Below are 26523 nucleotides of genomic sequence, written 5' to 3'. Positions count from 1 at the left end.
ATATTGTTCTATTATATAAGGTTAGACAGTTATTGATTATTCACCGGTGAGATAATGATAGGCATTCATCAGAATCTTGCCCATGTTCTCATGGTAAACAGAGGTATAGTCGGTGGGAGAATACCAGTCGAGCAGACCGGCACCGAAACAGATGATACCACCCTTTCCGAAATTGCCATCGTAATTCTTCAACTCCCAAGAGGATATCTCGTTGCCATGTCCGGTCAGGCGGCGAGCCTTACCACCAGTCACTTCGTCGAACTTCTGATAGAGGGCTTCGTCGGAAACGCCGTCCCAGTGATACTGAGATGCTGAGTTACAGATGGTGTAATCCTTATCAAGCGTGTAAATGGCTTCGGGATTGGCAGGGTTGACAACAAGTCCTTGCCACAAAGCATGGTTCTTGTCGAAGACAGGCAACGTCCAGGGATCATCCCCCATCTGTGGACCACCTTCGCCATTGCCACCCCAACAGTTGTTAGGACAACCGTCTTGTGGCATAGCACCTAACGCTGCTGCCAGGTTAACACCCATGCGCTGCAGCACGAAAGCGCCACCCTTCTTCCAGTATTCCTTCAGTTTTGGCAGAGCATCCATGGCACTCTTCTCGCCTCCCTCAAATCCAGAGAAGGAGGTATAAGCACCTGTCTGGCGATGGAAGAAGATGAACTTACACTCGTCCAGCAGACCGTCGAAGTTGGCAATCTGTTCCCAAGAGACATAAGCCGAGCCCTGAATATTGCTGGTCAGCCATTTGGCAGCAGCCTTCTCTTCGTCTTTCAGTTCATCGACATTAGCTGCGTTGCCTGCGAAGATGGCTACAGGTTTATCGATCAGCACGATCTTCACGGTATATGTATTAGTAGCCGTACCATCGTTCAGCGTGAGCTGGAACGGATTGTTCGGATCGCTAAAATCGGCAGTCGAACCGCTGGCCGGGAAACTGACAGCATCCTCGCTATTATCTACAGTGAAGGAAGCATTGCTCAGGTCGATGCCACTGATGCCCAGCACATAGACGGTGATGGTTTTGTCTTCTTCGTTGATGGCACCTTTGATGCCTGAAAGGTAGAAGTTATAGAGCTTGGCCTCGTCATTGCGCACGGCAATGCGATATTCCATCATCAGGTCGCCATTGGTGATGCGCAAGGTCTGGTCGGCTTCCACATTGATATGGTCGCCCTGCTTGATATTGCTGGATGCTCCTGGCGAAACAATCATGCTGGTGACAACCATGTCGTTCTTAGCGGTAAAATCGACGGGCACCTTCACTTTGATCAGCTTGGTGGCCATGTCGATGGTTGCTTCGTACTGGTCGTTAAGCACGAACTTCTGCACCAGACAATCGCCACCGACGCTGAGACTGCCTGTATGATCGTCTGAGCAGGCAGCAAACCCGCAGGCAACCATCAGTGCACAGATGATATTAAATATTTTAGTCTTCATAATATTGAGTTTAAATGTTCTTATTACCAATTACCACAGTTCTGAGTGTACTTTCCATTAGAGGCAGCCATCTGCTCGTGAGGCACAGGCAGGTATTCGTTCTTGTCGGCCACGAATTGTGCACCTTCAAGGAATTTGGCACTTTTGCTCTCGGTGGCATAGAAGTTATTGATCACGCTGGCTGCTTCGCCCCAACGCACTAAGTCGAAGAAGCGCTCGCACTCCATAGCCAGTTCCAGACGACGTTCCATCTTGACAATACTCAATGTCTTGGCTTTGTCGTAAGTGCCTTCGTAGGGCTTCACATTGTAACGTACGTTCAGCGTACTGGGATAGTTGGCCACAACACTGCTTGACTGCATGCTCTTGGCGCGATTGCGCAGTTTGTTCACCAGCTGAATAGCCTCGCCAGTCCGGTTCAGTTGTGCCAGTGCCTCTGCACGCATCAGCAGCACGTCGGCATAGCGGAACACGATGCGGTTCATTGATGTGGCCCACTGGTTGTCTGCATTGAAGATGTACTTATCTGTCAGGTCGGGGTCAACGCACTGCTTGAGGGAGATGAAATTGCCATAGTTGCCATTAGAACGACTCCAAGGCTTGCCCTCACCAATGGTAAGTTTGGGACTGGGATTGAACATAAACTGTGTACCGGGCATGCCCACGGTGATAAAGAGTCGTGGATCAACAGTCTGGCTGTTGCCGACGGTCTTGCCTACAAGCACAGCATAGTCTGTGGCATTAGCCTCATCAAACATGGGATGGCCCTCGAAGTCGGTCTTGTAGGCATTCACCAAATTGTGTGAGGGCTTGTAGAAGTCGCAACCGCCCAGGATACCTTCAAGCTCAGGTGGAATCAGACGGTTTGAGAAGTTCAGGTTACCGTAGTTCGTACCGTCGTTCTTTGAATACTGAATGGCCCAGATGCTCTCCTTGCCATTCTCGTAGGCTTCTTCAGGACGGAAGTTGTTGTGCAGGTCGCCCTCAAGGTCGTAGCCACGATACAGGGTGAGCTCGGTGTATTCCACCACTTTCTTCAGGTCGTCCTCATTGATGCTGGTTACCTGATTGCTGTTGGCATCGTCCTGGCGGTAGGCCTTGTAGAGATAAGCCTTGGCGAGGAAGGCAGCGGCAGCAGACTTGTTGGGGCGACCTTTGTCGGCCTGCGTCTGAGGCAGATGCTCGTAGGCGTAGTTCAAGTCCTCGATGATCTGCATCCAACCTTCGTCGTTGGTGTATTCGGTATTTGAGATATTCTTAATATCTTCTTCCCCCAGATTAGGCTTGTTGACAAAAGGAATCTTCTTGAACAAGCGCTTCAGCTGGAAGTGACCGTAGGCACGCAGGAAGCGCATCTCTGCTATGCGCTCCTGAACGGCTGCATCGTCCTGATTGCCATTCGACAGCACATTAAGACAAAGATTAACGCGCGACAAATACTTATAGAGTCTGGTCCAGATGGAACTGAAGTTCCAGTCGGTGGTCATCACACCGGTACATAGCTCCAGGTTATGGAAAGGAGTACCATCAGAATGGTCGGCACCACCAACATATGCATCGTCCGAGCGCGTGTCGTAGTTCCACAAGGAGAACGAGGCGTTCATATCCTCGATGGTTACCAGTCCGGCATATGCAGAGGTAAGGATGTTGTCTGCGTTAGCAGGATCCTTTGCTTGTTCCTCGGTCAGTGTAGCCTGTGGCAGTTGGTCGTCGAGGAAGTCAGAGCAAGAAGTTAAACCACCAAGCGCACAACATGCGAAAAATGCTTTATATATAGTCTTCATAATTATCATATTTCGATTGTCTGTTATCAATTAAAACGATACATTCATGCCGAATGTGAGGTTGAGAGGGATTGGATAGCCGAAGCCAGGATTCTCAGGATCGACACCCGTGAACTTGCTGCTCTTGATGGTCAGCAGGTTCTGGGCTGAAGCATAAAGACGTACACGTTCCATCTTCAACTTGTTGACAAGAGACTTGGGCAGGTTGTAGCCCAGCTGAATGGTACGAAGCTTAGCAAATGAGCCATCCTCTATGTAATATGAAGACAGACGGCCTTCGTTGGCAACATCTCTGGTGCTCAGCGCAGGGATATCGCTACCAGGATTGGCAGGGCTCCATGCGTCAAGTACTCGGGTGCCCTTATTCAAATAGGGAAGGTTCACCTTATCATAAGTATTGGTCCAGAAATCGGTCTGGGTCTTATAGTCGTAGCAGTTGACATCAACGCCCTGAACGCCCTGCCAGAACATGGACAGGTCCCAATCCTTATACTGCAGATAGATGTTCAGACCCCAGGTAAAGTCGGGTGTGGGGTCGTAGATCCATGCCTGGTCGCTCTCGTTGATAGTGCCGTCCTTAACCACATCGAGATAGCGAATACGGCCCAGTCCGGCAGCCTCCTGAGAGGCGTGGTTATTGATTTCTTCCTGCGTGCGGAACAAACCGTCTGCCACATAGCCAACCTCTGAATACATGGGGTGACCGATGATGCTGAACACGCCATTGCCACCGTAGGTACCGGCAGCAGCGACGGTCTCTGGCAGTTTCGTTACTTCGTTGGTGTACTTACTGATGTTTCCGGTGATGTCCCAAGAGAAGCCGTTGGCCTGTTTATGACGATAGCCCAACGAGAACTCCCAACCTACGTTCTTCACCTCGCCGGCATTGATCCACTGCGAAGAACCTTCACCCTGTGTGCCAAGTCCTTTCATCTCGACGAGGATGTCTGTCGTTTTCTTATTGAACCAATCAAACGAACCGTAAATCTCATTACCTTTCAATGCAAAGTCCAAACCGATGTTATGCTGCGTGGTGGTTTCCCACTTGATATCCTCGTTGCCAATCTGCTTGCGGATATAGCCACTGGGGAGGTTGGTGCCACCATTGCTTCCGGTGATGTCGTAAACGGTGCCGGCAGGGGCCTCACCATTCCACAACTCGGTGGTAACGACGGGTGCATACATGGTGAACCGGGCTGTATTCGAGATTTCCTGGTTACCAGTCATACCCCAAGAATAACGTACCTTCAAATCATCGAGCCAACTTCTGGTGCCTTCCATGAATTTCTCCTGAGTGATACGCCAACCAGCTGATGCAGAGGGGAAGGTACCGTATCGGTTGTTCTTACCAAAACGGCTTGAACCATCGCGACGCAAGGTGAAAGATGCCATGTAAGTATCATTATAGGTATAGTTGGCTTTTCCGAAGAAAGAAACCAGCGAGAAGCCACCACCTGAGCCTTCGGCCACCTGACGACCAGAGCCTGCTGTGGGCCACATATAATCGGTAGTGAGTACTGCCATGCCATAGCGACGGGCATTACTCCAGTTGTCGTCCGTGCGGTTCAACTCTGTACCAATCATTGCGTCTGCACGATGCTTGCCAATCTCCAAATTATAAGTAGCAATGGCATTCCACATCCAGCGCTGGGCATGCTCCTGACGCATCTCAGCAGCGGTCTCGGAGTTGGCAATCTTACCATTAGCCACGGGATACTGGAAATTGCGCTGTTGCTTCTGACTGTAGTCCAAGCCGACGGTAGAACGAATCATGAAGTTCTTAAACGGCGTAATGCTGATGTGGGCATCACCAAAGATACGCCACATCGTATATTCGTTGTCTTTCGTTCTTGAAAGCATACTCAGGGGATTCTCACGCTCTGGGAATGCTTCCACGGGCTGAGCGTACTCACCATTTTCGGCGTAGATGGGGAAATTGGGACTGAACTGCAAGGCGTTTCTGAGAATATCGCCAGGAGCATCGGTTCCCTTGGTGCGGTTCAGGGTAAAGTTCTCACCAATCGTTACAATGCCATCCAGCAACTTATATTCGGTATTGGCACGTGCCGACAGACGACTGAACTCTGACTCTTTGATCGTACCTTTATTATCGTAATAGCCCATAGAGAAGAACGAGCTACCCTTCTCCGAACCACTGCTCACAGAGAGGTTGTACTGCTGAACGATGCCTGTGCGAGTGACCTCGTCAAACCAGTCGGTGTCGCCAGCGTGCACTGTGCCGTTGGCGTCCAGATAGTTGTCCATGGTCACGCCATAGAGCTGCGGATGACCGTTCTGATCGTATCCCCAGTCAAAGTTATAGCCCACAATATTATTATTGGGATTCTTGCCATCGTTGATGTTTGCCTGCCAAAGTGCCTGACCAAACTGGCGGGCATTGAGGGTCTCAATCTTATGAGCGTAGAAAGAAGCAGCGACACTACCGTCAAAATCTACTCTCACCTTTCCTTCCTTGCCGCGCTTGGTCGTGATGATAATCACACCATTGGCAGCACGCGAACCATAGATAGAAGCCGAAGCGGCATCCTTCAGAACCTGAATAGACTCGATATCATTGCCGTTCAGCTCGTGCATGCCCGACTTGGTGGGCACACCATCTATAATATATAAAGGATCATTGTTGTTCAACGTACCCAAACCACGGATACGTACCGTGGCAGCTCCTGATGGATTACCATCGGCAGAGATGTTCATGCCCGGTACACGACCTTGCAGAGCCTTCATCGGGTTATTTTCATTCTGCTTGGCTATCTCGTCAATACTCACCGTTGAGATGGCACCTGTCAGATCAGCCTTGCGCTGGGTGGTATAACCCGTCACCACCACCTCCTGCAGCACTTTGTCATCGGGTTGCAATTGCACCTTCATACCGTTCTGCGCAGGAACATCCTGCGTCTGGTAGCCGACATAAGAGATGGAAAGGATAGCACCCGCCTTGACTTTAATCTTGAAGTTACCGACTAAGTCGGTCACCGTGCCATTGGCCGTGCCTTTCTCCTTCACCGTAGCTCCGATAACTCCGTCGCCGAAATCATCGATCACCGTTCCCGTAATCTCTGTTTGCGCGTACATTAAAGTACTCAGCATCAGAGTCAGGAAACTCAAAAACACTCGTTTCGATTGTTTCATTTGCTTTACGTTTTTAGTTAATACTCTCGTTTTAGATTCTGACGCAAAAGTAGTAATGATATAGTTATTGGTATGAAAAATATCGTTCATCCCATTCAAAAATTGTTGCAATGTAACAAAATTACAATGGAATGAACGAATAATCTTAGTATTACAAATATTTCCGTGCTATTTCCGGATGTCGCCAGGCACCATGCCGTACTCCTCTTTGAAACATTTGGAGAAGTAGCTGGGGGCAGTGAATCCTACAGCGTATGCCACCTCGCTGACACTCTTGTCGGTGGTGAGCAGCATCTGATAGGCGCGCTTCAAGCGCGTGGTGCGCAGCAGTTCTACGGGTGAGGAACCGGTTATCGCCTTAATCTTACGATAGAGCTGTACACGACTGAGGCTCATCTCTGCTGCCAGGTCGTCGACACTGACCTCGCTATCTTCCATGCGAGCCTCAACGACCTCGCGGAACCGTGCCAGGAAGGCACTTTCGGCAACGACGGATGGATTCTCGTCTGCCGAGCTGTCTGCTGTATGCTCCTTTGTTTCGTCAGCAACAGGTGCTGGCTCTATCTCCATATTCCACAGGGTACTGACAACACGCTCTTGCTGTAACTTCACGTTACGGAGATGATACAGATAGAACAACACGATGGTTACCACCAAGAGCAGAATGACACCCATCGACATCCAGTTGACGACATGCTGCGTAGCTAACTCTTTCAGATAGGTGTCTGCCCTGCTATGCAACTGGTCGAGATACTCAGCCTGGTGCATTATCTCTTCGTTTTGCATCAACAGCACCTTAGCATTGTCGCGAGTAACCAGTGCTGACTGCAGAAGAGTTTCCTTCTCGTAGGGTTTGCCTTCAAGGATGTTGATAGCCAACTCTATGATTTTGTCACCATGGGTAGGATAGACATAGGAAGCATCCAGGATGCTGTCGCGTACCAGACGGATGCCGCCATCTTCACCAGGCAGACCGTCAATGCCGCAGTAGAGTGGCTGATGGCTGTCAGCTGATAGCTGTTGGCTTTCTTGCAAGGCACGACGGGCACCCATGGCCATGCGGTCGTTCTGCCCAAAGACAAAGTCGATATGGTCCAGATTGCCAGGATAGGCTTTCACGGCCTTGACGGCACTCTCCTCTGTCCAGTCGCCTTGCAGGGTTGCAACGACAGTGATGTCTGGGTAATTCTTCAGGGCATCAGCGAAACCGTTGTGGCGCTCGATGGCTGGTGACGAGCCCTTGAGTCCCATGATTTCCATGACACGTCCTTTGCCATGCAGTCGACTGGCGATGTATTCACCCATGATGCGCCCCATCTCGTAGTTGTCGGCACTGATGAATGACGTATATTTCTGTGAATTGGTCTTTCGTTCAAAGACAATAACAGGAATGCCCTTATCGTAGGCGCGGTCGATGGCTGACGAGATGGTTTTCAGCTGGTTGGGAGCAACAATCAGCAGGTCAATGCCGCTGTCCACCAGCGAGTCTATCTGTTGTACCTGCCGCTCGTCGCTATCGTGGGCTGCAGCAAAACGCAGCTCTACATTTTCCTGACAATAGGCTCCCATACGCAGCTCGGCATTCTGCTTCTCACGCCAGATATCTGCCGAACACTGAGATACACCTATTATATAATGAGGTTTAGGGTTGGCACATCCTAATATAGTCAGTAGCAACGCCAACAGCAAAGCCCCCAAAAGTTGTTTATGCATCATTTTAGAATTGTATTAACAGGTTTTGTTGGCAAAAATACGAAAAAAAATAGAAAATACGTTCATTGTCTGTCTTTTTTGTTGCAATGAACGTTTTTTATTAGCTTTTGTATCATAATTTATAGGAGCAAAAAGAGAAATCATGTATATTTGCAACAGATTTCTACACTAAAACATCAAACGACAATGAAGAAAAGATTTTTACTGACACTGATGACTGTCATGCTAACCTGTACGGTTGGAGCACAGGTGAAGCCTATCGTGCTGGGCGACAAGCACGCCATGTTGAAAATGGAGCAAAGCTCCCGCTATCTGCTATTGCCTGTACAGGAAACGGAAGACATCGCAGCCATCGCCGTGTTAGACAACTATAATAATATGGTACAACGCCTCAACGTGAAGCTGGCCGTTGACCGCGTAGACTATTATGTGCCTTACGAACTGAAGGGTGCTTGTCTGTTGGATATCGAATTCCACGGAGACCGCCGCCAGAAGGGCGCTGTGGGTGAGTTTGCTTGCTGGCGAGAGATGAAGTACTCCAATACTTTCGACACTCAGAACCGTGAGCACTTCCGTCCTGTCTACCACCACACCCCTCTCTATGGTTGGATGAACGATCCCAACGGAATGTTTTACAAGGACGGTGTGTGGCACCTCTACTACCAGTATAATCCTTACGGCAGTCAGTGGGAGAATATGACATGGGGGCACAGCACCTCGAAGGACTTAATACACTGGGAGGCTCAGCCACTGGCTATCGAGGCCGACTGGTTAGGTTCTATCTTCAGCGGCTCGTGTGTAACGAACGGCAGCGAGGTGGTGGCTTTCTACACCTCTGCAGGTCATCATCAAACACAATCCATGGCGGTATCAAAGGATGGCGGCCGCACCTTTAAGAAGTATAGCGGCAATCCTATCCTGACGACCAGCGACATTGCCGACTTCCGCGACCCCAAAGCATTCTGGAACGAGGATGCCAAGATGTGGAACCTCATCCTGGCTGCAGGCCAGGAGATGCGCATCTACTCGTCAAAGGACTTGAAGGCATGGAAGTATGAGTCGTCGTTTGGCAAAGAGTATGGCAACCACAGTGGTGTGTGGGAGTGTCCTGACCTGTTCAAGATAGACAACAAGTGGGTGCTCATCTGCAACATCAATCCTGGTGGCCCCTTTGGCGGTAGTGCTACGCAATATTTCGTAGGACAGTTCGATGGTCACAAGTTCACGTGCGAGTCGATGCCGAAGGTGACGAAGTGGCTGGACTACGGCAAAGACCACTATGCTACGGTGTCGTTCTACAATGCACCCGACAACCGCCGCACGGTACTGGCATGGATGTCCAACTGGCAGTATGCCAACCAGGTACCCACCAAGCAGTTCCGCTCAGCCAACTCCATACCCCGCGACCTAGGACTGTTCCGTCATGGTGAAGAGACTTACGTCAGCGTAATACCTTCCAAGGAGATGCTGGCCGTGCGTGGCGCAAAGATAAAGAATCCTACCGAGGCCTGCGAGATTCTCATCGACACAAAGAGCCAGACGGAGATAGTACTCTCCAACAACAAGGGCGAGAAGGTGACGATGAAATACGACGGCCAACAGCAGACGTTTATGATGGAGCGTGTGAAGAGTGGCGACGTCAGCTTCAGCGAGGCATTCCCTGCTGTGACGGTAGCCCCAACGTTTGGCACCGTCAAACAACTGCGCATCTTCATCGACCGCTGCAGCATCGAGGTGTTTGATGCAGAGGGCAAGATGGCTATGACCAACTTGGTATTCCCGTCAGAGCCCTACAACACCCTCAAGGTGAAAGGTGGAAAGGCTACGATCTATCAAGTTAAGAATTAAAAATTAAGAGTTAAGAAAGATAGTGAAGAGCTAACAGCTAAGAATTGATAATTATAAAATATTATGACTAAGCAAAACAAAACAATTTACCTGATTCCCGTGATGCTCTGCTTCTTCTGCATGGGCTTCGTGGACTTGGTGGGCATTGCCTCCAACTATGTAAAAGAAGACCTCGCACTGAGCGACTCGGTAGCCAACGTACTGCCATCGCTAGTATTCTTCTGGTTCCTCATCTTCAGCGTACCCACGGGCATGCTAATGAACAAGATTGGTCGTAAGAAGACTGTACTGCTGTCACTGGGGGTGACTGTCGTGTCGCTACTCTTGCCACTGTTTGGCGAGACGTTTACACTGATGCTTATCGCCTTCTCACTGCTGGGCATCGGCAACGCACTGATGCAGACCTCGCTGAACCCGCTGGTATCAACGGTGATGGGTGGCGGCAACCTGGCAGCAACGCTGACCTTTGGTCAGTTCATCAAGGCTATTGCCTCCTTCTCGGCACCTTATCTGGCTATGTGGGGCGCTACACAGGTCATTCCTGAGTTCGGACTGAACTGGCGCGTGCTCTTCGGCATCTTCTTCGTGGTGGGCATCCTGTCTACGGTGCTGCTCTTCGTAACACCTATCGAGGAGCCACCCATTGAGGGCAGGCCGTCGACCTTTGTAGAGTGTTTCAAACTGCTGGGAACACCTATCGTCCTCTTATCGTTCTTGGGAATCATGTGTCATGTGGGTATTGACGTAGGTACTAACACTACCGCACCGAAGATTCTGATGGAGCGCCTGGGAATGACGCTCAACGAGGCGGCATTTGCCACAAGTCTGTACTTCATCTTCCGTACCCTGGGCTGTCTGACGGGTTCGTTCTTCCTCCGCGTACTGAAGATGCGCACCTTCTTCACCATCTCTATCGCCATGATGGCCCTGTCGATGTGCGGACTGTTCGTCGGCACTGAGCAGTGGATGCTCTATACTGCCATAGCCCTGGTGGGTTACGGCAACTCGAATGTCTTCTCCATGTGTTTCGCTACCGCTTTGGAGTCGATGCCTGAGAAACAGAACGAGGTGAGCGGTCTGATGATAATGGGACTGTTTGGTGGCACCATCTTCCCGCTGCTGATGGGCTTCATGAGCGACGCTATGGGACAGGCAGGAGCCGTGTTGGTCATGGCTGTTGGCGTCATCTACCTCTTTACGTATATCAAACAATTAAAAACCGCATAAGACAATGGAACAGAAACGATTTGTAGTAGGTCTCGGTGAGGCTTTATGGGATGTTCTTCCCGAAGGTAAGAAACTGGGTGGTGCACCCGCCAACTTTGCCTATCATGCTGGACAGTTTGGACTGCCGACAGTAGCTATCAGTGCCTTGGGTCAAGACGATTTGGCAGAAGAAACCATCGAAGCACTGAAGGAACATCACTTAAATTACCTGATGCCACGCGTGGCCTATCCTACCGGTACAGTACAGGTTACGCTATCAGGCGATGGCATTCCTGCCTATGAGATCAAGGAGAATGTGGCATGGGACAACATTCCCTACACACCAGAAATTGCAGAGATTGCCCGTCAGTGCCGTGCCGTTTGTTTCGGTTCGCTGGCTCAGCGCAATGTCACTTCATGGGCTACCATCCGCCAGTTCCTTGACAACACGCCAGAGGACTGCCTGAAGATTTTCGATATCAATCTGCGCCAGCAGTTCTATACCAAGGATGTCATTGAGGAGTCGCTGAAGCGCTGCAACATCCTGAAGATTAACGATGAAGAATTGGTTGTCATCAAGCGCATGTATGGCTATGACGATCTGGATATGCGTGGCATCTGCGAGAAGATGCTGGCAGAATATAAGCTGAAGATGCTGGTTCTGACGTGTGGCACCAATGGCTCGTACGTCTTTGCGCCTGGTCTGACGTCTTTCCAGGAGACGCCGAAGGTGACCGTTGCTGACACGGTAGGTGCTGGCGACTCGTTCACGGGCTCGTTCTGCGCAGCCATCCTCAACGGCAAACCCTTAGAGGCTGCTCACCGCATAGCTGTAGAGGTCAGTGCCTATGTCTGCACACAGAATGGCGCTATGCCCAAATACCCTGACACGCTGATTGCCAAGATATAACACATCAGTTCTAAACGAATCAGTACACTCCATTAGCCTGCTTTCAGACTGCTATCACTCTGCTTCTAGGCTGCTTCTAGCCATACTCACGAGTAAGGCTAGAGTAAGGCAGCAGTATGGCTATAGTAAGGCTAGAGTAAGGCTAGAGTAAGGCTAGAGTAAGAGAAGATTTACCTAGAAACAAAAACGATATTACTGACTTTCAATCTGCCTTGTATATGATAGCAAGAAAATTCTCTAGAGAATTATTCCCTGTATAACTAAGTTGCAAATGCTATATCACTTAGTAAGGACAAAATTCTCTAGAGAATTTCTTTATTACTTTACTGTCAAAAATGCTTTAGCCTGCTCTTAGGCAGCAATCACTCTGCTCCTAGGCTGCTCCTAGCCTGCTTCTAGGCTGCTCCGTGGAGCACTCACGAACGAGGCTAGAAGCAGACTGCAGTATGGCTAAAGCGAGGGAAGTGCGGTTGTTAGATGAGAGCAAGGTGAAAAACATTAAATAACCACGGCTGTGCCACTGGTGGCAACCATCAGCATAGAACCTGAAGCCCCTATTGTCTCGTAATCTATGTCGATGCCCACGATGGCGTTGGCACCCATAGCCTGTGCACGCTGCATCATCTCACGCATCGAGGTCTCCTTTGCCTCCTGGAGCACTTGCTCATAACTGGCAGCACGACCGCCAACGATGTCACGTATGCCAGCAAAGAAATCCTTCACGAAGTTAGCACCAATAATCGTTTCACCAGTCACCACACCCTTGTATTCGCGGATGGTCTGACCTTCAATCTGTGGAGTTGTTGTTAGTATCATAATCGTATTCTTTAATAAGTTTTCTATACATTAGACGCAAGAATGATGCAAAAAGTTTCATCTTTTGTCATTTATTTCAAAAATGTGACACAGTTACTCTGTTGCCTCGCTGCTTTGGGGCTTTCCCAAGAAATCAGCTATGTCATCTTGCAACTGCAAGAACAGAGGACAGTGCTGATAGCCTACATTTTTCTTGAGCATTGACTTGACATCCTGCTGCGAGTTCTCGTAGCACGACATCTCATTGCGCTTCTGAGTGCGATGAGCCTGAGAATAGTATATCTCGTTCTGACGCTCCTGACGCAGGATATTACACACCTTGGTAAGGATAGGACTGACAACCGTATCAAAAAGATGATGGCCCTGCACATAGAGATAGGTAGTCTGAGGCGTGACGCCTAGAGCCTGGATATCATTCTTCACCTTCAGGTAAGCCTCCTTATTATTGGGATACTGGCGTTGCAGTTCACGTATCTTGGTACCCACCTTACGACGGATATTGGCAATGGACACACCCGGATTCTGAACCGTGAAGCCACCTGGGTCGATGACACGATTGAAATCAGACAGGGAGAAGCGTCCGTGATGCCCTGTGCGATAAGCCCAGACAGACCAGACAAAGAGCGGGAAACAGGCCTCGCTGAACTGGCGGAAATAGTCCTCGAAGTCAAAGATACGATGGTCATTGAGCGTCACAGCCACACAGACATCATGCAGCGAGGGCGCATAGCACTGGTAGTTCTCGATGGCATAGACATAGGTATGGAATACGTAAGGACTATTGATGACACGGCGCGACTGTTCCGTGGCGCCCTGCATCAGGTAGTCGAAGTCGGCATCCACACAGGCTATCATATCAGGCCCCACATGTTCGCCCACAAAATTCATCAGCACCGACTTCTTGCCTCGCGTCAGGTTCATCTTCGAAGGCAGCATCACCTCGAAATAGCGTTTCTCGTTCTCGAAACGACTGAGCACCGTACGCCAGAAATAGATATCATCATAGCTCTCGACATAAGCCACGATTCTACGTCGCGCCGACTTACCCCTCAAGGCATTGGCCGCCTCGAAGTAACGACTATCTATATTGTCTATCAGCCGGTTAGCCATTGACAGTAATCTCGCTCACTTCAGTTACACGATCTGCCCAACCGTTCATCACCACGGCAGGCGAATGGGTGGTCATGATAATCTGCACATTAGGATTCAGCTCCATGACCAGGTCAATCAACCGTTTCTGCCACTCCAGGTGCAGACTTACCTCTGGCTCGTCCATAAAGAGGACATAAGGCTGATCGTCCTGCACCAGGACGGTGAGCAGGATGGCCAGCATCTGCTTCTCGCCACTCGACAACTGATAAGGCACCAACACCTCGCCAATCTGCGTGAAGCGGATCTCGTTCTCTGTACGGACGATACGCTTACCCGTCTCAGCAAAGAGTTCGTCGACCATATCCTGGAAGCGCGTCTTCTTCTGCGACAGCTGCTGGGCTGCATCCGCATGCCCCTGCTGCAGCTGTTCGATGATACGATTGCCTATATTTACCTGATAATCCAGATATTTGCGTTGCAGATTATAGAGCTGGATATCGAGCAGAGAGCCGCCCCCTACCCCGGCCAAGGCAGTCAGCGCCTGACGTACAAAGCCATCGCTCTCCGTAAATGCCTGCGACAGATTCGAGTCAAGGGAACGAATCATATCATAGCGAATCCACTTGCATTCATCGGGCATCACTTCCAGACGGACACCCTTCAGCATGTGACTGGGAAACTCGCCACCAGCAGCAAGTCCCTTCACCACCTTATTCAGGATGGTGCTCTTACCAACGCCATTGATACCACTCAGGATATTTACATGCGGATCCAGTTCCCACACAATGTGCTTCTTACCACTCCACAGCGAATCAATCTCAATCTTCTTGATATAATCTGCGTACTTCTGCATAGTCTTCAGATTTTTAATTATGTCGCAAATATACAACTATTTTCCGATACAGGCTCTATCAGCGCACAGATTTTTCTCAAAGAAATGTTAAATATCTTATTCAACGCGAAAAATCTCAAACCTCAAACCTCAAATCTCAATTTAAATTCGTACCTTTGCACCCGCTTTAGAAAAAAGGTCGGCATAGCTCAGTTGGTTAGAGTATCACCTTGACATGGTGGGGGTCCTTGGTTCGAATCCAAGTGTCGACACAAAACAAATCTCCAAGTCGTTGAAAAATCAACAATTTGGAGATTTTTCTTTTCCTATTTTGGCGTCGTTTTGGCGTGATAAAAGATAAATGACGAGAGTACAGTCTATGTTAAAAAAATTATGGGTTCTCCATAATCCTTACTGTTTTTTTGAAAGTTTGACATAAAGTGAATGGGGCACGAATTGTTATTTGAGTTTATCTAATAACCTTTGAAGTTTGTAATCGAAGTAGTCATATCCATCTATGCGGAGGTCATCGCGGACGCGGCGGCAGTCGGGGGTGATGGTCTCGTAGTGTGGAATGCCATTGAAGCGAAACAACTCTTGCAGGCGGGTGAAGTCGGCATTGGTTACACAGACGGTCTCTTCATTAGATAACCATTCGGCCACGTACTGCTTGTAGGCGTCGCTGCCATCGGCAGTGCGCTCCCCAGCAATGAATATAAGTTTCACATCGTCGCGTTTGGCTATCTCGGCACGTAGTTCCTTACTTGCTTGGATAGCACCACGGCAAGGGCCGCAACTCATACCCCAGAAGTCAATCATCAGAATCTTGCCTGGATATTTGGTGCAGAGTGAGCGGATAAGGTCGGCCATCGGCGCGTCAGGGAGGGGCGTAGCGAGGTTGGTCTGCGACTTCTTGTAAGCACAGAACTGCTCGGCCTTCTGGTGGATATAGGGGTTGGTGAAGGTTGCGAGATAGAGCGACAGCATCTTGTTGCGTGTAGGCCAGTTCTCTATATATTCCTTTTTTCTAGCTTCGGTAATAGTCGTGTCATTGGGTTGCCATTGATTCAGAATTTCATCGTCAACCCAGTTATCGAAGTCTGACAGCATATCCTTGTAGGCGCACAGCTGCACCATCATATTGTCCTTGTCAGTTCCCATAAGGTCGCGGAGGGCTGAGAGGTAGTTGCTGAGAGCTGCGGAGTAGTTCTTAAAGTTTGTCTCCATGCCGCCGTTCTCGTCCATAAGCCCCTTGTACTGGCGGTTTCTGACATAATTGGCAAACTGAATGTGGTTGAGCGTAAAGTGGAAATCCTGATTCGCGAGAAGCAGCGGATTATCAAAGTCGATGCGGTGCAGCGGGTAGTAGTTCTTGGCGTCGTAAATCTTCTCGTACTCCACGCTGTCAAGTATCTCTTCGCTCCATTTTCCGTCTCGCTCCTCATATTTTACCAAGTCACTTGCATAGTTGTCGACGTATGACAAATAACGTTCTATGAAGTTCGCCTGTATGTCGGCCAGTGCCAGTTGCATCTCCATCGGCGTGTAATGCTCGCGGCGGCTCACCGTCTGTAGGCGGTACATTGCATTCTGCCAGACGCTTTCGGCCTGGCTGTTAGCATCCTCCAACTTACCTTTAAAAGAAGAAAGCGGTCTGAATACATCGCTGTAGTCGTCGGTGTGCAACCACCGCTCCACGTCGTGGCTGCTGCCGCTGTTATAGACGCAAACGTACCTACCTTGATTGTCTTTCTTGACGGTGATGTCAATGGTCTCGCCCGGACGGGCGAAGAATGGAATTTCGTCGAACTGTGTTTTCGCTTCCTTGGTCCAGAACAGTTGCCGGAAGGGATAGCTGATTTTGAACTTCTTGCAGAATGTACCGTCGGGTGCAATGTTGAGTACCTGCACGGCATCCTCCTTTTCGAACTCATCCTCGTAGTAGCAGTGCAGCATGTCAAATCCTAACTGTTCAGCGTTGAAGTCCTCAATGCGCCCTTTAATAGTAATCGTGTCGGATTTAAACCAATCCTGTGGCACCGTCCACGGATTAGCGTCGGCGAGTTCCTGCATCGTTGGGAATTTGATTTTGTATTTCTTGTCGTGGATGCCTAACAGTTTGAATGCCCCAGAGCCATCGCCCTCGATGAAGTCGAATATCTGTATCTTCTTCGGTAATGGCGCGAAATGCATGGTAAACTCGGTGATTCCACTCTCTGGTGACTGCACCCATGTGTTGAGTTTCAGTCCCTCGGCAGAGTGCAACGGGTAGCGGTTGCCGTCCTCGTCCATGAGATAGGATGATGAGACAAATTGGAAACTCTGTCCCTTGGAGTACTCCATTGTGAAATGTACTGTGGTTGCTGTGTCTCTGAATATAACTTCGCGAGCTTTCAGCTCACCGTTCGCCACATTCACGCAGGCCATTGCCACGGGGTTCTTGATGGTCTTGAATGTCTTTGCCTGCCCCGCCAATGCGACGATAGCGAGGAGGATGGTGATGATGGTTTGCTTGTTCATTGTTCGATTTGGTTTATTTGTTGTTGGGGAAAATCTCTTCGAGCTTCGCTTTCAGTTCTTCTACACTGTTTGGCACGGCGATGATGGTGCCGTCGCGGTCGATGAGGAATAGGGCACTGTTTTGAGTGCCGTGCTTATGGAATACGCCGAACTCATCGTCAAGGTCAACGAGACAGGGCCAGGGGAAGGCGTGACGCTCGATGGCCTTGCGCATGGCATCGGTGGACTTGAATTCGTGAGCAAGGCTGAACACGTTCAGACCACGATTGCGGTATTCGTTGTAGATAGGGATGATGTCACAAGCGTCACGGATGCAGGGCGAGCACCATGAGGCCCAGCAGATGACGAGCGTCAACTTGCCCTTGTAGTATTCAGAGGCGCAGACTTGCTGGCCGTCCATTGTGCGCACATCGTAGTCATTGTACTTTCGCCCGCAAATCTGATAACCCACAGCCTCTTGCTTGGCGATACGCTGATGCACGGGGTGGTCAGGATAGAGCGTGGTGTATTGGCGGTGGTAAATGTCAAGCATAGCGGCAAGGCCCGTGTCATTGAAATGAAAGCCCTTGAGCTGCCCGTCGAGTTCGAACAGGAAACCGAGCATCGGGTGGGCTTTGTAGTAGTCGAGCGTCCATTCGTGGTATTCGTTCTCCAGTTCCGCCATCTTCTGCTTGTCGTTCTCGTCCAGTTTCTCATAGGCAGACATGAACTTCTCTTCGGCAGCTTGCTCCCTAGCGTGCCACGCCTGATACTCCTTGCCTGTGGATTGGATGTCGAATTTGTCGCCGTCGAGCTGGATGGTCACGGTCGCGCCGCCCTCCACGAAAAACTCTCCTGAGCGGAGGGTCATGCCCTTCTCCATCACCTCGCCGAAGTCCACGATGTGCCATCGCTCTATCTGTGCGTCCTCCACGTCGCACTCAAAGCGTCCGTTCTTTAACACGGGTCGTAACGTACTGTCCTTCGGGTCTTCACCGTCGCGGTATATCCTCAGTTCTACGGACGTTGTCCCTTCGGCCACCGTGCCAATGACGTGACACCTCACTTGCCCCTGCCCCGCCATTGCAGCGAGGGCGAGGAGGATGGTGATGATGGTTTGCTTGTTCATTGTTCTGCTTTAGTCGATGGGCTCGTATTGTCTGGTTTGAGTGAAGCGATGGCCGGAGGTGCTGTTCCTTGCCTGCTTGGGTGTCAGGGCCTTCATCCTTTTCTTGTCATAGACCACCTTGCCATTCTTCCAACTCTTCAGGATGAGCCACTCCATGGGCACTATCATGTCGCCCGTTCCCTCGACGACGACGATGTTGAACTCCTGGTCGTCGATGCAGTGAAGATAGATGTGGTAGAAGCCCAAAGCTCTACGGTAGTCGAGATTCTCGAACAGTTCGCTCATGGTTCTAAGTCCGTAAGTGGTGTGGGGCATAAATCGGAAGCAGATGCCTGGATTGTCCTCTAAGAACGCCCATGTCGTCTGTATCAGTTGGCTTAGCACCGAGTCGGCCAGTGCCCTGGAATGCATGGTATAGACGGTTCCCTTCGTCTCGCTCTTTGGCTGCAGGGGAGTGAGCGTTTTTTGGTGAATGACGAAGTCGTCGTTGTCATTCCATTTCACCTCTTTGAAAGTATAGGTGGTATCGCAATAGACATTGAACTGGCGGGTGGCGATGCCCTGCTGTTTTAGGATGGGCTGGAGCAAGGACGTGTAGGCCGCTTTATTGAAGGGCACCAACTCCTTCATCTGCCTACCCACGCTGTCGGGCGTGTACTCATAGCTGAAAAAACCTAACCCCTTGGGTATCCATGGGTTCTCGTTGTTGCCAGCCATAGGGTCATAGCGGAAGGTGATGATTTCGGGCGCACCGTCATACAGCACCTCTCTTTGGCGCTGCCAAGTCTTGAGGGTGTCGCCACTCTCATATTCTCCTAACGCGATGGTATAGCGCACACTGTCCACCCCGCCCCGGTGGTATTCCCATGTGTAGCTCTCCGTGGCGTCGTCGGTGATCGACTTACAGGTATTGCGTACAGCATTGTATATCCCGTTTGTCCGCTCGTTCTGCTCCTTTCGGATGCTGTCTATCTTAAGGTTCTGAGCGTCCTTTTTGGGGTCACCCGTAGGTGGCGTGGGCTGGAAGTCGTTCATCAGTCGGCAGGTGATGTGGACCGTCTTGTGGAGTCTCCCGTGGTAGTCATAGGAAACTTGTGCGCTGCCTCCCAGCGCCTGCACTACGCTCACAAGACTATCGATCTTCGGATTGCCTTGCATGCGCTCCTGAAGCGTCCCCTGAGCCATCGTGCTAAGGGCAATGAATGTGGCACAAAGTGTAAATGCGATTTTTTTCATATCTTGTTCGTCATTTAGTTACAAATTAATACTCCTCGTTATTGATTGCCATTTCCACTTGCTGGGTCATATGTTTACCGCGTTGGCGGATTTCTCTGGTCATCTTTTGGAAGTCGGTTTGAAGGCTGCCGTTTATTTGTACTGCCATTTCCATACGTCTCATTTCCTCAGCGATGGCTTTTTCCGCAAGTTCTGTTGCATCCATGAACTCAGGCTCTAGTGTGCTTTCTGTCGTTTCTGCTTTCGCCATGTAGTGTTTCGATGGTTTGGACATGTGAAGAATCTCTTTCACCCTTTTCACCGTGTCAGCCATCTCCTTACTTTCTTTCTTCTCCTGCGGAAGAGTCTCTACTTCCTTAGTCCCTGTTTGTGGACTGACAATCGTGGTGTCTGTTTGTACCACAAGGTTGTTTCCTTCATCATTTTGATTATTGGTAACGATGCCTAAAGAGATAAGCAGCAGGACACTGGCGGCTGCGGCTATTGCCGATGCGATGTAGAGCCTGATACGTCGTGCAGGCTTAGGCTGCTCAGTGGGTAAGTCTGGCAGACTGTCCATGATACGGTCAGTCCATTCGTCAGGGTTGCTGACGTCGGGCTGCTGCCCCTGCAATCCATTCAATATGTCGTCAATCTTCTTCATATCCTAAATCCTTTAGTCGTTTACGAATTGTCTGTCGGGCCACGTAGAGGTTACTCTTTATCTGTCGGGCATCCATGCCGGTAATCTGTTCTGCTTCCTCAGATGACAGTCCTTCCAGTTGGCAGAGCGTGAAGACCAGACGCTGCTTCTCGCTCAGTCCCTCAGCCAGTATCCTCACGATTGCCACCCACTCGCTGTTCTCGAGGATACGCTGGTTGTCATCATCAGAGGCAAACTGTCGCAACACGGTCATGTCTTCCGGCAGGGCAGCGACTTTCTTCACGGCTTTGAGCCTATTGAGACACAGTCGGGAGGCGATGGTGTAAAGCCACGAGGCGAAAGGCTGCTGTGGATTGTAGCTTCTGATAGCCGTCCAAGCCCGTACAAACGTATCCTGCACCACGTCCTTGGCTTCCTCCTCATCTGCCAGCATCTTCAGCGCAAGCGAGAACAGCATGCGCTGATAGGTCTGCACCACCCATCGGAAAGCGGCCTTGTCGCCGCCCTGGCATCGTGTGAGAATATCGTCCTCTATCTGTATCATTGTTTGTAGGTCCTTCTATTATAGCATACAACCAAGAAAGGCAAAAGTCAAAAAGAAAACGTAATATTTTTTGGTTTAGTCTATGGAAGTGCAAGAAAAAAAGGCAGTCACCAAGTAAAGTGATTGCCTTTTTCTTTTATCTCATATATGAATTACCTCCAAGGCTTCATAGCCTCACCAACAGGAGAAAAATCAAGCAGGGTCAGGTCGAACACCAGGACGCTGTAGCCAGGAATGGTGCTATAGTCCGATGTGCCATAGCCTAACTCACTGGGGATATAGACACGCCAGTAGTCGCCCTTATGCATATTCTGCAAAGCCGTGGCATAGCCTAAGATAGTATTCGACACCGCCTGGCGTTTTGTATAGGCGGTCTTGACAGAATACTCGCCAAAGACTGTACTGTCAAAGATAAAGCCCTTAGGATAAGACTTCGAGGGGATCAGGCGTCCACGATAGACCACGCGGACAGAATCCGTATAGATTGGCATCTCCGTACCTTCTCCATTAGAAATCTTCTTCACATAGATATAGTCAGAAGCTGCACCTTCCGTGTTAGGATCAAGAGAGAACAACTTAATGCGTTGCCAGTTAGACTGCTTCAGCGAGTCATTGGCCAAAGAAGCAAGGAACTGCTCGTTGCGATTCTTCCAGTTAGCGTACTCTTCCTCCTCAGAAGCCTCCTCGCTGCATGACGACAGGCCTACAAGACCTATCGTCATAGCGAAAAGATATAGGATATACTTTTTCATTTACTGCAATTTTTTCAGCAGAGAAGCAATGCTCACCTTATCTTCGATAATGCTGTTCAGATCGCTGATGTTCACGCGCTCCTGCTCCATGGTGTCGCGGAAGCGCAGCGTAACCTTGCCATCAACGAGCGAGTCGTGGTCGACGGTGACGCAGTATGGTGTACCAATAGCGTCCTGACGGCGATAGCGCTTACCGATAGAGTCCTTCTCGTCATACTGGCAGGCGAAGTGATACTTCAGCTGGTCAATAATCTCACGAGCCTTCTCGGGCAGACCGTCCTTCTTCACCAGAGGCATCACAGCACACTTGACAGGTGCCAGAGCAGCAGGCAGACGCAGTACGGTACGTGTCTCGCCATTCTCCAGCTTCTCCTCGTCAAAGGCATGGCACATGATGCTCAGGAACATACGGTCTACACCGATAGAGGTCTCAATGACATACGGAGTATAGCTCTCGTTGGTCTGAGGATCAAAGTACTTGATGCTCTTGCCAGAGTATTTCTCATGCTGTGAGAGGTCGAAGTTGGTACGAGAGTGAATACCCTCTACCTCCTTGAAGCCAAACGGCATCTTAAACTCGATATCGGTAGCGGCGTTAGCATAGTGAGCCAACTTTTCGTGGTCGTGGAAACGATAGTTCTCAGCACCGAAGCCCAGTGCCAGGTGCCACTTCATACGGGTCTCCTTCCACTTGGGGAACCACTCCAGCTCCGTACCAGGCTGTACGAAGAACTGCATCTCCATCTGCTCAAACTCACGCATACGGAAAATGAACTGACGAGCCACAATCTCGTTACGGAAAGCCTTACCAATCTGGGCGATACCGAAAGGAATCTTCATACGACCGGTCTTCTGTACGTTCAGGTAGTTCACGAAGATACCCTGAGCAGTCTCAGGACGCAGGTAGATTTTCATCGAAGCATCTGCACTGGCCCCCATCTCGGTAGAGAACATCAGGTTGAACTGGCGCACGTCAGTCCAGTTCTTCGTGCCGCTGATGGGATCCACGATCTCCTCGTCGAGGATGATCTGCTTCAGTTCTGCCAAGTCAGGCCCCTGCATGGCAGCAGCATAGCGTGCGTGCAGGTTGTCGCGCTTCTCCTTAGTCTCCTTCACGCGCTCGCTGGTCTCCATATACTTAGCCTCATCGAAGCTGTCGCCGAAACGCTTGCGAGCCTTCTCCACTTCCTTCTGGATCTTCTCGTCGTACTTGGCAATCTGATCCTCGATCAGCACGTCAGCACGATAGCGCTTCTTAGAGTCGCGGTTATCAATCAAGGGATCGTTGAAAGCATCCACGTGACCAGAAGCCTTCCATATTGTCGGGTGCATAAAGATGGCGCTGTCGATACCCACGATATTCTCGTGCAACATCGTCATAGCCTTCCACCAATACTGCTTAATGTTATTCTTCAACTCAACACCGTTCTGACCGTAATCGTAAACGGCTCCTAAACCATCGTAAATCTCACTTGAGGGGAATACAAAACCATATTCCTTACAGTGCGATACAATCTTCTTAAATACGTCTTCTTGTGCCATAATTATTTGAAATTTCTAGAAATCTGCGTGCAAAGATACAATATTTTGAGGAGTTAAAGGGATAACAAGTAGTTAAAGGGAGTTAAAGGGGTCAAAAAAGCCGTCAATAAGCCTCACCATCCTCACCTTCCCAATCCCAGAGACTATAAAACTTCTTCATCACCACCAATCACCATACGTGCATTGACACCATTAGGCAATGTTATAAATTTCTATAAATTTGGTTGCAAAAATACAAAATTATTTGTAAAACTATGTTTTTTCACAATAAAAAGTGTATATTTGCAACTGTTTTTACAATATATAACTAAGAACAATAAACTAAAATCACATCAGCATGAAGAAAAACTACGCAAAACAGGCATTGCTGGCTTTGGCTCTTGTTACCTCAGTTTCAGCATCTGCCATTGAGTTTCCTGCCATCGGTGGAGCACCAGAGGATGGGAAGGTTTACATTTTGACAAGTCGTTCTAATCCCTCTAATTTTTGGACACGCACATCGTGGGACGGTGCATTCTATCTACAGCCCTACAATGCAGACAACATCAAGAATTCAGCTTTCAAGGCAGTTAAGAACGACGACAACACATGGTCGTTTACGATTGACGTCGATTCCAAAGGCGAAAATGAAGAGACAATCACCACCACTTACTTCGTGGGTATTCCAAGTGGCACAGACAACCTGAATGCCAACCTTGAGGAACCCGTGAAATGGGAAGTGACAGAAGGCGATTATCCCGGTTTCTACAAGTTGAAAGCTGGCGAGGGTCAAGGCAACGAAAAGACCATTGGCGGCTATCTGCACCTGAACAACGGCAATGAGTTTGTTGTTATCTCTGAGAGTTCCAACCAATGGTTCCCCGACTACTATGGAGGTGTTCAGAAGAACGAATACGATGAGCCTATTACAGATGAAAACGGCTACTTACCCGTACCACTGAACACCATTTCCCAGAACTGGGCTTTCGTTGAGACTACCACCAATCTGGCATCATTCAACCAAAAGGTTCGACTTTATTCACTTCTACAAGGCATTGAGGATAACTACCTTGAGGATGATATGTACAAAGAGGGCTTCCAAAATGCCATCAACGCTGCCCTGCCCTACTACCAGAAAGCAGAGTTTGACGAGACAGACTATGAGGCCGCAGCAGCCATCATCAAACATTACACCGATCTTTATGATGAAATTCAGAAAGCCCTTGAGTTGCTGGGTAACGACAACGATGCCACCTTTACAGATGCTATCAACAACGCAGTAAGCAGCTTCAACAATGCCAATGCCGACCTCGATGCAGCAGTCAGCACGCTGAAGGCCGCCGAAGAGGCCTATGCCAAGGGCTCTGGCGATCTGACTGTCCTGGGAACAAACATGAGCTTCGAGGATCTGTCGGCACAAAATGGTTCACAGAGTTCAAGCATTGCTGCGCCTCCCACAGGATGGAATGTTTTTATCAAAGGTAAACAGGTAACCACAGTTGACGAGATAAAAGCTGCTGGCATTACCGCCTGGCATGGTGTGAACGATGACTCTGAAGGCGAAACCAAAGACGGAAATCTAGCTTTCGGAATCTGGAATGGCGGTATTCCGGAATACGAAATCTCACAGACCATCAGCGGATTGGAGAACGGAACATACATTGTTAGGGCCGCCCTGATGGTAGGCGCTAACGGCAGTGGCTCACGCCGTACCACACAGCGCATATTCGGTAACCTAAACTCTACCTACTTCGCATCTCAAGACGAATATGATGAGACACGCTTAGACCAGTCTGAGGTGTACCGTTTTGCAGAACTGGTAGAGCCTATTACCGACCGTCAGATGCAAGAGATGAGCGTCGAGGCACTGGTCTACGACGGCACCTTAACCTTCGGAGTGCGCACTAATGGTGACTATGCTGCAGCATTGCGCGACAATGGCAACGGCGCTGGTGGCGACGGATGGTTCAAAGTTGACAACTTCCGCATTGAAAAGACAGAATTCTCGTCCGACAATGCTGTTGCCATCTACGTACATTTCGCTGAAGCTCTGGAACAACTTCTCAACAACAAGATGGGGACCTCGATTTACAAAGAAGCAAGAAATATACTGGAACAATACGAAATCGACAACAAAAGCACATTAGAGCAGATTATCACAGCTTTCACAGCCATCAAGAACATCTATGCCGAAGCAAAACGTTCTGCCGATGTGTATAGTGAGTTAAAAGCCGCTCTTGTGAAGAGTGAAGAGAACCTTAAGATCTATGAACATAGCGCAAGCGCTAACAGTTTTGAGGATCTCTTTTATGACATTTATGACATCTACGAGGATGGCAATGCCAACGAAGAGCAAATCAAGGCTTGTATCAAGCAATTGGAAGACGGCATTGAACAACTCAAAGCCACAGCTATCGCATTGGGTGATATCACGTTTGTTCTGAAAAACCCGAGTTTCGAGGATTTGAGTAACCAGAACGACATCCCAGACAGTGGTGCACAGAACGCACCTAAGGGATGGAACCTATATGTTGACGGTGAGGCTGCCCAAACCGTAAGCGGCGGATGGTGCGCTATCAACAAGGGAGATAATATCAGTGTCACCCTTGACAACGGCACAGAAGCAACAAAGCAACCCACTGATGGCGAGTATCTTTGGGGCATCTGGAATGAAAACATACCTGAGGTAGAACTCAGTCAGACGTTTATGAATATGCCTCCAGGTACCTACACACTGAAAGCCGACGTGATGGTTGAATACAACTGGGCCAACGACAACACCACCACACAGCGTATCTTCGCCAACAACTGCGTACAGATGTGGGGCACGCCTGAAGCTTATAGCGAACTGAATATGCCTGCCGACGCAATCAATGCCGCTGAGTTAACTTATGCCGGATATACTTGCACAAACGGCTTGATGGGTGATGCTAATTCTTCTCTGCTTCATCCTATGTCAGTAACGTTTGGCGTAGGTCCCGACAGTACGATGACCATCGGTTTCCGCACCAACGGTATCAATATTAATGGTGTGAAGAACGGTGAGGATGACCCCAACGGCGACGGCAACCTTCGCGGCCAGGGATGGTTCAAGGTAGACAACTTCCGCTTGAGCTACGACAGCGAGGAGATTCCCACCAGCATTGCTTATATCAGAGAGAAGACCGTTACTACATCTGAAATCTACGACATCAACGGTATGCGCCAGACAAAACTCCGCAAAGGCATTAACATTGTCCGCTTGCCTCAGGCCGATGGCTCTCTGAAGATAAAGAAAGTGATTATCAAGTAATACGTGGAAGCTTCCTACGAGGCTTTTCTTAAAAAAAACTGAATATCTCGGCATTTTGCGAAGATATTCAGTTTTTTTTTGTACTTTTGCAGACAAACCGAAAACCATAA

Annotated in this window: 18 protein-coding genes and 1 tRNA gene; 5 read left to right on the top strand and 14 right to left on the bottom strand. The window is 49.5% G+C overall.

The genetic code is table 11. The features are described 5' to 3' along the window. Window positions 1-36: 36 nt before the first annotated feature. The 4 genes from L6468_RS03050 to L6468_RS03035 all read right to left on the bottom strand — a co-directional run bounded on the left by L6468_RS03050 (window position 37) and on the right by L6468_RS03035 (window position 8096). Window positions 37-1446 carry a DUF4960 domain-containing protein gene (locus tag L6468_RS03050; protein WP_237795077.1) on the bottom strand — a complete coding sequence of 470 codons (1410 nt, stop codon included), beginning with the start codon at window positions 1444-1446 and terminating at the stop codon, window positions 37-39. Window positions 1447-1469: 23 nt separating this feature from the next. Next, on the bottom strand, window positions 1470-3230 hold the full coding sequence (locus L6468_RS03045; protein WP_237795075.1) for a RagB/SusD family nutrient uptake outer membrane protein: 1761 nt from the start codon (window positions 3228-3230) through the stop codon (window positions 1470-1472). A 30-nt stretch (window positions 3231-3260) separates the two neighbouring features. Then, window positions 3261-6380 carry a SusC/RagA family TonB-linked outer membrane protein gene (locus L6468_RS03040; RefSeq protein WP_237795073.1) on the bottom strand — a complete coding sequence of 1040 codons (3120 nt, stop codon included), beginning with the start codon at window positions 6378-6380 and terminating at the stop codon, window positions 3261-3263. Between the two features lie 168 nt (window positions 6381-6548). Continuing rightward, complete coding sequence (locus L6468_RS03035) at window positions 6549-8096, bottom strand: AraC family transcriptional regulator (protein ID WP_237795066.1); 1548 nt, start codon at window positions 8094-8096, stop codon at window positions 6549-6551. A 183-nt stretch (window positions 8097-8279) separates the two neighbouring features. On the opposite strand from L6468_RS03035, the gene L6468_RS03030 reads away from it, so the two are divergent. The 3 genes from L6468_RS03030 (at window position 8280) to L6468_RS03020 (ending at window position 12057) form a co-directional block, all read left to right on the top strand. Next, window positions 8280-9941, top strand: a complete 1662-nt coding sequence (locus tag L6468_RS03030) for a glycoside hydrolase family 32 protein (protein ID WP_091815150.1) — start codon at window positions 8280-8282, stop codon at window positions 9939-9941. A 63-nt stretch (window positions 9942-10004) separates the two neighbouring features. After that, the gene (locus L6468_RS03025; protein WP_237795064.1) at window positions 10005-11168 is read left to right on the top strand and encodes an MFS transporter; all 1164 of its coding nucleotides are present in this window, start codon (window positions 10005-10007) and stop codon (window positions 11166-11168) included. A gap of 4 nt (window positions 11169-11172) precedes the next feature. After that, the gene (locus L6468_RS03020) at window positions 11173-12057 is read left to right on the top strand and encodes a carbohydrate kinase family protein (RefSeq protein WP_091815155.1); all 885 of its coding nucleotides are present in this window, start codon (window positions 11173-11175) and stop codon (window positions 12055-12057) included. A gap of 498 nt (window positions 12058-12555) precedes the next feature. On the opposite strand, the gene L6468_RS03015 is transcribed toward L6468_RS03020, so the two are convergent. From L6468_RS03015 to L6468_RS03005, 3 genes are all read right to left on the bottom strand, one after another. After that, complete coding sequence (locus L6468_RS03015) at window positions 12556-12873, bottom strand: heavy metal-binding domain-containing protein (protein ID WP_091815371.1); 318 nt, start codon at window positions 12871-12873, stop codon at window positions 12556-12558. Window positions 12874-12966: 93 nt separating this feature from the next. After that, the gene (locus L6468_RS03010; RefSeq protein ID WP_237795062.1) at window positions 12967-13983 is read right to left on the bottom strand and encodes a DUF4435 domain-containing protein; all 1017 of its coding nucleotides are present in this window, start codon (window positions 13981-13983) and stop codon (window positions 12967-12969) included. Then, window positions 13976-14818, bottom strand: a complete 843-nt coding sequence (locus L6468_RS03005) for an AAA family ATPase (protein ID WP_237795061.1) — start codon at window positions 14816-14818, stop codon at window positions 13976-13978. Before L6468_RS03005 ends, L6468_RS03010 begins: the two co-directional genes overlap by 8 nt. A 177-nt stretch (window positions 14819-14995) precedes the next feature. Here L6468_RS03005 and L6468_RS03000 point away from each other — a divergent pair. After that, window positions 14996-15069 (top strand) — tRNA-Val (locus L6468_RS03000). Between the two features lie 187 nt (window positions 15070-15256). Here L6468_RS03000 and L6468_RS02995 read toward each other — a convergent pair. From L6468_RS02995 to L6468_RS02965, 7 genes are all read right to left on the bottom strand, one after another. After that, on the bottom strand, window positions 15257-17317 hold the full coding sequence (locus L6468_RS02995; RefSeq protein WP_237795059.1) for a TlpA family protein disulfide reductase: 2061 nt from the start codon (window positions 17315-17317) through the stop codon (window positions 15257-15259). A 13-nt stretch (window positions 17318-17330) separates the two neighbouring features. Then, entirely contained in the window at window positions 17331-18425 is a 1095-nt protein-coding gene (locus tag L6468_RS02990; RefSeq protein ID WP_237795057.1) for a peroxiredoxin family protein, read from the bottom strand. 9 nt (window positions 18426-18434) lie between these two features. Continuing rightward, window positions 18435-19661, bottom strand: coding sequence for a hypothetical protein (locus tag L6468_RS02985; protein WP_237795055.1), 1227 nt, complete (start codon window positions 19659-19661; stop codon window positions 18435-18437). Window positions 19662-19686: 25 nt separating this feature from the next. After that, window positions 19687-20304, bottom strand: coding sequence for a hypothetical protein (locus L6468_RS02980; RefSeq protein ID WP_237795054.1), 618 nt, complete (start codon window positions 20302-20304; stop codon window positions 19687-19689). After that, complete coding sequence (locus L6468_RS02975; protein WP_091852324.1) at window positions 20291-20848, bottom strand: RNA polymerase sigma factor; 558 nt, start codon at window positions 20846-20848, stop codon at window positions 20291-20293. The genes L6468_RS02980 and L6468_RS02975 overlap by 14 nt, the downstream gene beginning before the upstream one ends. 152 nt (window positions 20849-21000) lie before the next feature. Further along, the gene (gene bamJ / locus L6468_RS02970; protein WP_091852321.1) at window positions 21001-21600 is read right to left on the bottom strand and encodes a BamJ family beta-barrel-assembly machinery protein; all 600 of its coding nucleotides are present in this window, start codon (window positions 21598-21600) and stop codon (window positions 21001-21003) included. Continuing rightward, on the bottom strand, window positions 21601-23142 hold the full coding sequence (locus L6468_RS02965) for a glycine--tRNA ligase (RefSeq protein WP_237795052.1): 1542 nt from the start codon (window positions 23140-23142) through the stop codon (window positions 21601-21603). A gap of 337 nt (window positions 23143-23479) precedes the next feature. Here L6468_RS02965 and L6468_RS02960 point away from each other — a divergent pair, with 337 nt between their 5' ends. Then, a complete protein-coding gene (locus L6468_RS02960; protein WP_237795050.1) occupies window positions 23480-26413 on the top strand; it encodes a hypothetical protein in 2934 nt (977 codons plus the stop codon). Window positions 26414-26523 lie beyond the last annotated feature (110 nt).

Origin of the sequence: Prevotella communis, from assembly GCF_022024115.1 — a bacterium.
GTDB classification, from domain to species: Bacteria; Bacteroidota; Bacteroidia; order Bacteroidales; family Bacteroidaceae; genus Prevotella; species Prevotella communis.
Note: the sequence above shows the minus strand (reverse complement) of the source record. Positions and strands in the feature narration are given on the sequence as shown.

Coding starts and splice junctions, on each gene's coding strand:
- L6468_RS02995 (WP_237795059.1), bottom strand. CDS start 17,317: ATGAACAAGCAAACCATCATCACCATCCTCCTCGCTATCGTCGCATTG.
- L6468_RS02985 (WP_237795055.1), bottom strand. CDS start 19,661: ATGAAAAAAATCGCATTTACACTTTGTGCCACATTCATTGCCCTTAGC.
- L6468_RS03045 (WP_237795075.1), bottom strand. CDS start 3,230: ATGAAGACTATATATAAAGCATTTTTCGCATGTTGTGCGCTTGGTGGT.
- L6468_RS03010 (WP_237795062.1), bottom strand. CDS start 13,983: ATGGCTAACCGGCTGATAGACAATATAGATAGTCGTTACTTCGAGGCG.
- L6468_RS03005 (WP_237795061.1), bottom strand. CDS start 14,818: ATGCAGAAGTACGCAGATTATATCAAGAAGATTGAGATTGATTCGCTG.
- L6468_RS02960 (WP_237795050.1), top strand. CDS start 23,480: ATGAAGAAAAACTACGCAAAACAGGCATTGCTGGCTTTGGCTCTTGTT.
- L6468_RS03035 (WP_237795066.1), bottom strand. CDS start 8,096: ATGATGCATAAACAACTTTTGGGGGCTTTGCTGTTGGCGTTGCTACTG.
- L6468_RS03025 (WP_237795064.1), top strand. CDS start 10,005: ATGACTAAGCAAAACAAAACAATTTACCTGATTCCCGTGATGCTCTGC.
- L6468_RS02965 (WP_237795052.1), bottom strand. CDS start 23,142: ATGGCACAAGAAGACGTATTTAAGAAGATTGTATCGCACTGTAAGGAA.
- bamJ (WP_091852321.1), bottom strand. CDS start 21,600: ATGAAAAAGTATATCCTATATCTTTTCGCTATGACGATAGGTCTTGTA.
- L6468_RS02980 (WP_237795054.1), bottom strand. CDS start 20,304: ATGAAGAAGATTGACGACATATTGAATGGATTGCAGGGGCAGCAGCCC.
- L6468_RS03020 (WP_091815155.1), top strand. CDS start 11,173: ATGGAACAGAAACGATTTGTAGTAGGTCTCGGTGAGGCTTTATGGGAT.
- L6468_RS03030 (WP_091815150.1), top strand. CDS start 8,280: ATGAAGAAAAGATTTTTACTGACACTGATGACTGTCATGCTAACCTGT.
- L6468_RS03015 (WP_091815371.1), bottom strand. CDS start 12,873: ATGATACTAACAACAACTCCACAGATTGAAGGTCAGACCATCCGCGAA.
- L6468_RS02990 (WP_237795057.1), bottom strand. CDS start 18,425: ATGAACAAGCAAACCATCATCACCATCCTCCTCGCCCTCGCTGCAATG.
- L6468_RS03040 (WP_237795073.1), bottom strand. CDS start 6,380: ATGAAACAATCGAAACGAGTGTTTTTGAGTTTCCTGACTCTGATGCTG.
- L6468_RS02975 (WP_091852324.1), bottom strand. CDS start 20,848: ATGATACAGATAGAGGACGATATTCTCACACGATGCCAGGGCGGCGAC.
- L6468_RS03050 (WP_237795077.1), bottom strand. CDS start 1,446: ATGAAGACTAAAATATTTAATATCATCTGTGCACTGATGGTTGCCTGC.